At 42.0% G+C, this 6,519-nt stretch carries 8 protein-coding genes; 5 read left to right on the top strand and 3 right to left on the bottom strand.

The features are described from left to right. On the bottom strand, positions 1-775 hold a 775-nt coding region (locus VE944_RS30775; protein WP_324986554.1), incomplete at its 3' end, for a family 10 glycosylhydrolase. A gap of 297 nt (positions 776-1,072) precedes the next feature. Between VE944_RS30775 and bchI the strand changes: the two genes are divergently transcribed. Continuing rightward, the gene (bchI, locus tag VE944_RS30780) at positions 1,073-2,197 is read left to right on the top strand and encodes a magnesium chelatase ATPase subunit I (RefSeq protein WP_324986557.1); all 1,125 of its coding nucleotides are present in this window, start codon (positions 1,073-1,075) and stop codon (positions 2,195-2,197) included. A 155-nt stretch (positions 2,198-2,352) separates the two neighbouring features. Beyond that, a complete protein-coding gene (locus VE944_RS30785; RefSeq protein WP_324986561.1) occupies positions 2,353-2,649 on the top strand; it encodes a hypothetical protein in 297 nt (98 codons plus the stop codon). Positions 2,650-2,725: 76 nt separating this feature from the next. Here the strand turns inward: VE944_RS30785 and VE944_RS30790 are convergent, their stop codons facing one another. Both VE944_RS30790 and VE944_RS30795 read right to left on the bottom strand, forming a co-directional pair. Continuing rightward, on the bottom strand, positions 2,726-3,814 hold the full coding sequence (locus tag VE944_RS30790; protein WP_324986564.1) for a nucleotidyltransferase domain-containing protein: 1,089 nt from the start codon (positions 3,812-3,814) through the stop codon (positions 2,726-2,728). A 337-nt stretch (positions 3,815-4,151) separates the two neighbouring features. After that, positions 4,152-4,385: a Nif11-like leader peptide family natural product precursor gene (locus VE944_RS30795; protein WP_324986567.1), complete on the bottom strand. Its 234-nt coding sequence runs from the start codon at positions 4,383-4,385 to the stop codon at positions 4,152-4,154. A gap of 453 nt (positions 4,386-4,838) precedes the next feature. Between VE944_RS30795 and rplU the strand changes: the two genes are divergently transcribed. The 3 genes from rplU (at position 4,839) to VE944_RS30810 (ending at position 6,517) form a co-directional block, all read left to right on the top strand. After that, a complete protein-coding gene (gene rplU / locus VE944_RS30800; RefSeq protein WP_324986570.1) occupies positions 4,839-5,267 on the top strand; it encodes a 50S ribosomal protein L21 in 429 nt (142 codons plus the stop codon). A 28-nt stretch (positions 5,268-5,295) separates the two neighbouring features. Beyond that, positions 5,296-5,592 (top strand): 50S ribosomal protein L27, encoded by a 297-nt coding sequence (gene rpmA, locus VE944_RS30805; RefSeq protein ID WP_099099325.1) that lies wholly within the window; start codon positions 5,296-5,298, stop codon positions 5,590-5,592. A gap of 208 nt (positions 5,593-5,800) precedes the next feature. Beyond that, positions 5,801-6,517, top strand: coding sequence for a molybdopterin-dependent oxidoreductase (locus VE944_RS30810; RefSeq protein WP_324986577.1), 717 nt, complete (start codon positions 5,801-5,803; stop codon positions 6,515-6,517). Positions 6,518-6,519: the final 2 nt, after the last annotated feature.

Consider the following 6,519-nt stretch of genomic DNA (forward strand, 5'->3'; position numbering starts at 1 on the left):
AATTAGTTGGCGGAGGATTCTTCGTTTCTTTGGTGTACAAAGCAACTGTATATTGGTCGTAGCCAAATTCGTGAGGCAAACTCATGTGATCGTCAAACTGAATGCCATCTGCATCATATTGGGTAACAGTTTCTAGCACTAGATTAGTGATAAACTGTTGCACTTTTGGATGGAACGGATTGAGCCACATAACCTCACCAGCCGCACTAATCGAAGTTTGGCTACCATCCCGTTTTTGTGTGAACCAATCAGGATAATTCATTGCCAATTCCGACGTTGGGGGAGCCATGAAACCAAATTCAAACCAGGGAATGACTAGCAATCCTTTGCGATGACCTTGGTTAATTAGGTCTGCAAGAATATCATGTCCATCTGAACCTTTGTAGACAAAAGGTTGAATACCTGCACGTTGTGCGATCGCACTAGGATACATCACATAGCCAGAATTCCACACCACAGGATAGATTGTGTTGAAGTTCAGCCGTCGTAATTGACTTACGGCATCCTGCACTTTGTCTCGATTTTTGAGGGTATTAAAATCATTAGTGGTCATCCAAACCCCGCGAATTTCCTGACGGGGTATCTGTGCGATGGCAGGAGTGAAACTGTCCACCAATAATACAGTAATAAAGGATATTAAAACGAGAATCGGAAAAAGAGACTTGAGTAGTCGTCGCCAATTCTGAACAATAAAGGGTGATTTCATAGATTTGAATGATGCATTAGCTACCCACACACGCCATTGTTCGTTTTTACGATTGAATCTACTAACCATTAGTCTACAAGTATTTATGCTTAGTATTGAATTGATGAGTTGGTAGTTGTTCGTTCCCTGCTTATGGAACTTTTGCACCAGAAAAATTAAAGCAGACCTAGCAAAGTTATAAGTTGCTTGACGCAGCAAATAGCCATTAGTGCCCAATTTGGAATGGGGCATTGGGGACAAGTTAAAATTTTCTCCCCCTGCCTCCCCTACTCCCTCTGCCCCCTGCCCCCGATCTTCTCACTCCCCCACACCCACCTGTGTCACAATAGAAAACTGTAATAAGAAAAATATTGTTAAGGTAATTTAGTGAGTCCAACTGCTCAATCCACGGCAAGTGCGCGTCGCGTGGTCTTTCCTTTTACGGCAATTGTGGGCCAGGAAGAAATGAAACTGGCGCTCCTATTGAACGTGATTGACCCCAAAATTGGTGGTGTAATGATCATGGGCGATCGCGGCACCGGGAAATCCACAACTATCCGAGCGCTGGCGGATCTGCTGCCAGAAATTTCTGTGGTTGCCAATGACCCCTTCAGTAGTGATCCTAGCGATCCCGACTTGATGAGCGATGAAGTCCGCCAACTGTTAGAACAAGGGGCGGAAATTCCTGTAGCTCATAAAAAAGTCCAAATGGTAGACCTGCCGCTAGGAGCTACAGAAGACCGAGTTTGTGGCACAATCGACATTGAGAAAGCTTTATCTGAAGGTGTCAAAGCCTTTGAACCGGGACTGCTGGCAAAGGCTAACCGAGGCATTCTTTATGTGGATGAAGTCAACTTACTAGATGACCACCTCGTAGACGTGCTACTAGATTCCGCCGCGAGTGGATGGAACACTGTAGAACGAGAAGGTATTTCTATCCGTCACCCAGCGCGTTTCGTTCTTGTGGGTTCTGGAAACCCGGAAGAAGGCGAACTACGCCCCCAACTGCTTGATCGCTTTGGGATGCACGCAGAAATTCACACCGTAAAAGAACCAGCCTTGCGGGTGCAAATCGTGGAACAACGGGCGGATTTTGACCAAAATCCTCCAGTCTTTCTCGAAAACTACAAACCCCAGCAAGAAGCACTGCAAGAGCAAATTGTCAATGCTCAACAGCTTTTGCCAGAAGTGAAAATTGACTATGAACTACGGGTGAAAATTTCTGAAGTCTGCTCAGAACTGGATGTAGATGGTTTGCGGGGTGACATTGTTAGTAACCGCGCCGCCAAAGCCTTAACAGCTTATGAAGGACGTACTGAAGTTACAGTTGATGATATCCACCGCGTAATTACGCTATGCTTGCGTCACAGGCTGCGGAAAGACCCCTTAGAATCGATTGATTCTGGCTACAAAGTCGCCAAAGTTTTTAGCCGCGTCTTTGGCATTGAACTACCAGAAAGTGATATTGCACAAAAAAACGGCACAGGTCAAAAATTAGGGGCTAGGGGTTAAAAGTTAAGAGTGAGGAGTTAGGAGTGAGGAGTTTTGAATAGAAAGCTGCTTCATAACTCACAACTTTAATTCCTCACTCAAGACTGAGTATATAACTCACAACTCCTAACTCAAGATTCAGCACTAACTATACAACTCATAACTCCTCACTTCCTATGAGATTTTGGTCTTTTTGGTTTAACAGCTTTGTTCTATCTAGCCAATACAACCCGCCCAGATTTGTAGAATTACTGATGCTCTTATTAGCGATCGCTATGCTGGGAATAGCCAGTATTTTACCCGATAGACCCTATTTAATCTTAGGCTTGAGCTTAGTAGTTGGGGCATCTATTTCTATCTTAGTGCGGGAAGCGATCGCGCCCTCACCCCAGACGCGAATTACCCAACTAACAGCATCGTTATTGCTCATCATCAGCCTCTATGGCTTTGCTGATTTAATGTATGCTCTTTAATGGGGAGTGGGGAGTGGGGAATAGGGAATAGCGAAGAAACTTAATCAACAATGTCTCATGCCCAATGCCCAACAACTTACCAATTTTGCATTTCTACCAATTCCATACACAAATCATTAATTTGCTCTAAATCAGGTTTGTGAGGTAGGGTAGATTGTTCGTAAACAATTTCCATTTCGGCGACTAAATCTTCTGCCTTTTTCATCACCTCTTCATAAGAATACTCACCTTTTAAAATAGCTTTTAAATCCTCAAAATCACCAGCTATTCTCCTATCTACAATCACTTCACCTCGCCGCAATATTTCTACTCCACTGCGTAGCAATCTAATGCAGTGCATCCCATGTTTGAGGTCAAAACCCGATTTTCTTTCCATTTCTGCCCTAGCCGGATTTCTATTTTCCTGCCAAGATAAGTAAGCTTTCCATTCTCTTAAAGCTATTTGATAACTTTGGCTTTTTTGAAGTAGGCGGATAAAATCTTTACGGCTGTTGGTTAACTTTTGGGTATATTCTAAAGTTTCATCTGGCAATGTGTATTGTTTCAACAGGCCTTTAAAATCAATATCTGCCGTCAGCAATTGATATAATTGTTCCGCTTCTTCTAAAAACTCAATCCGTCCTCTGATTAAGTTATAAAGATACTCCAGAAAAGCATTTAACTCATCTTTGCTCAGGGGTGCTTCGTCTTCTATGGCGAAATCAGATGGTATAGGCTTTTTTTGCGGTGGTTTTAACAACCATTTACGATGAGTTTCCATCTTTTTGATTTGGGCAAAGGCATAACCAGTGTAAGTATGTTTTGCTTTCTTGCTCAAAAATAACTGCTTATGATTAATTAAATGCTGTCCGACTGCGCTTAAAAAAGGATAGTTACTTAACCACAGCAATTCTAAAACATTGGGATTTGCACCCGCTAATAACTGAAGGATTTTTCTTAATTCATATATAACTGTGTCTTTGTTGCCATCAACGAATGGAAATATTCCTGGCTCATCCCAACCAGTATCTTTTTGCTCTATGTGATCAAACCCTAAGTAGTATCTTTTGGGTGCGATAAATACTCCCCGATAATCAAAGTCTGAATCAGGACGATTTAAACCATAGCCGTGGCTACCTGCTAAACCAATTAAAATAGTTCTTTGCTCAACTTCTATTCTTTTCATATCACCTGATTAAAATATAGTCATCCTAACTCACGAGTTAAGCAGGTGGGAAGTCAGTGATAAATAGTGATACAACAGAAGAGCAGAATAAAAATTCCCATACCCAATGACTAATACCAAGAGTTGCTTAGTACAACATTTCATTAATTCCTAGCGAATTCTTTGCGTACCTTTGCGCCCCTCTGCGTTTAAATTTCAACCCTCAATTTGCTACGATTTACGCAAAGCTGTACTTAGTTTAACAAAAATGCCCCTAAAGGAGATGATGCAACGATATCCCCTTAAGGAGCAAAACTTGTGAATTTAGTTCTATATTTTTGCTTTCCTAGAACAGGAATTATCTAGGATTAATGTGCCGTCTATTCCCCCATCCTGGATTAACAATGGCGGCTAAATCTTCTTCAGACAAGTTGCTGATTTCACTCTCCAGTTCTTCGACGTTGAAATCATAGCCACGCTCTTGAGCAATCTTGACGAAGGCTTCTGGATTAGCTGTTGCTTTGAGCCTTTGCTGTAGTGCTTGATCTTGTTTTACGGCTTCAAAAAGCCGGGTAGCATTTTGCTGTGTCATGACAGTTTATCTCCTGTTTTAAATATCAGGTTTCAATTTTAGTAATTTGACTCTTATGAAATCACTAAATTTTCTGAAGAACCTTACGATTTAAGAGTGTAAGTTTAATTTTAAAACAAAGAAGAAAAATGTGTAGATTCTGATAAGAAAATATAAGTTTTAGTCTAAATATTTCTGCTAATTTATAAAACTCAGTCCTAAGATGGAAGCAGTATCTAACTGAATAACATTGATTTTGAATTATCAATGCATTTTACATTTTTTGCGTGGGTGATTCAGTTATGACGATTTTTGGCAAATAAAAGCTTGACTTCACACCTGTTCATAAAATAGTATGTTAGATTGTCTGTCTAATTCCTGCTCGGATCAGGTAGACATATTACAAAAGCTGGCAAAAGCGTCTCTACGCGATATAAAAACCAGCTACCTGTACGGCACCTCAAGGACAATTCCATGACCTACGCGATTATTGAAACTGGCGGCAAACAAATACGAGTAGAGCCAGGCCGGTTTTACGATATTGAACTGCTTGCGATTGAACCAGATGAAAAAGTTACAATAGACTCCGTATTACTCGTGCAGCACGATGGCGAAGTCACCATTGGACAGCCACTAGTGACAGGTGCGACTGTAGAAGGGACTGTAATGCGACATTACAGAGGTCGTAAAGTCTTGGTATACAAGATGAAGCCCAAAAAGAAAACCCGTAAAAAGCGGGGGCATCGTCAGGAAATTACCAGACTTATGATTGACTCCATCACCCTTAATGGTGAAGTATTTGCTTTTGAAGGAGAAACGGAGAAGGAAACCCCCGTTTTATATGAGACTCCTGCCGAAGAAGTTGAAACTGCTGCTGAAGAAGTTGAAACTGCTGCTGAATAATAATTAAGAAGATACACAAGAGGAAATCATGGCTCATAAGAAAGGAACAGGTAGTACACGCAACGGTCGTGATTCTAATGCCCAACGTCTGGGTGTGAAGCGTTATGGTGGTCAAGTTGTCCGTGCAGGAAACATTCTCGTGCGTCAGCGTGGTACCAAATTCCACCCTGGTAACAATGTCGGTATTGGTAGCGATGACACTCTGTTTGCCTTAATCGACGGTGTTGTAATGTTTGAGAGAAAGGGCAAAACCCGTAAGAAGGTTAGTGTTTATTTACCCATAACTGCTGCTGAGGCAGCGCCTGCTGAGGCAGTAGCAAGTTAAAGTGTTAGGGTGGGTAATAGTGCCCACCCTAATTGCTAGTTAGCGATCGCATATCCCAGCAGTTGCTTAAAAGTCGCTTTGTTCCTCTGTTGCCTATAGATTAGTATCATAAACATCAAAGCGCAGATATTCTTCAATAACAAAATATTATTTGCCCTAAAGATAGGAAGCATCCGTCTAATTAAGTCTATGTTCCTGTAGAGGTTCTATGAGTCTGATTCTTCCCAAACACACCCTATCCCGTCGTCGGTTACTGCAAGTATCTGGACTTTCAGGGGTAGGCTTTCTTTTAGGTGGCTGTGGGACAAATTTGTTCTCAGATAATCTGCGGCAAATATCTGAGCCACTAAATCAAAGTCTTGAAGCACTCCTGCTAAGTCAAAAACCAGTACCTGAATTTCCTGTTAGTGCCATAGAACCAGACAAATTGCTGATTAATACCTTTGACTTTACGCCGCAAATTGATCCGGCGCAGTTTCGCCTGACGATTGATGGCGAGGTTAGTAACGCGATGCAATTGAGTATGGCAGATATTGAAAAACTTCCCTTGACTTCAATGGTAATTCGCCATGTGTGTGTTGAAGGCTGGGCTGCGATCGCTCAATGGGGAGGTGTGCGATTACGAGACTTGGTAGCACTGGCACAGCCGAAGTCAAACGTCCGCTATGTCTACTTTAAATCTGCTGATGGCTACTATGAAAGCTGGGATATTGCCTCTGCTGTACATCCCCAAACTCTCATGGCTTATCAAAAGAATGGACAACCTTTATCAGTTGATAATGGTGCGCCCATACGCCTAGCATCCCCAATTAAACTGGGCTACAAGCAAAGTAAGTGGGTAACTCAAATTACATTCGTCAGCAATTTGTTACCTCGTAAAGGCTATTGGGAGGATCAGGGTTATGAGTGGTTTGCAGGACTATGAGG

The organism is Nostoc sp., assembly GCF_035638895.1.
Taxonomy (GTDB): domain Bacteria; phylum Cyanobacteriota; class Cyanobacteriia; order Cyanobacteriales; family Nostocaceae; genus Nostoc.

Coding starts and splice junctions, on each gene's coding strand:
- VE944_RS30785 (WP_324986561.1), top strand. CDS start 2,353: ATGAGATTTTGGTCTTTTTGGTTTAACAGCTTTGTTCTATCTAGCCAA.
- VE944_RS30790 (WP_324986564.1), bottom strand. CDS start 3,814: ATGAAAAGAATAGAAGTTGAGCAAAGAACTATTTTAATTGGTTTAGCA.
- VE944_RS30795 (WP_324986567.1), bottom strand. CDS start 4,385: ATGACACAGCAAAATGCTACCCGGCTTTTTGAAGCCGTAAAACAAGAT.
- rplU (WP_324986570.1), top strand. CDS start 4,839: ATGACCTACGCGATTATTGAAACTGGCGGCAAACAAATACGAGTAGAG.
- rpmA (WP_099099325.1), top strand. CDS start 5,296: ATGGCTCATAAGAAAGGAACAGGTAGTACACGCAACGGTCGTGATTCT.
- VE944_RS30810 (WP_324986577.1), top strand. CDS start 5,801: ATGAGTCTGATTCTTCCCAAACACACCCTATCCCGTCGTCGGTTACTG.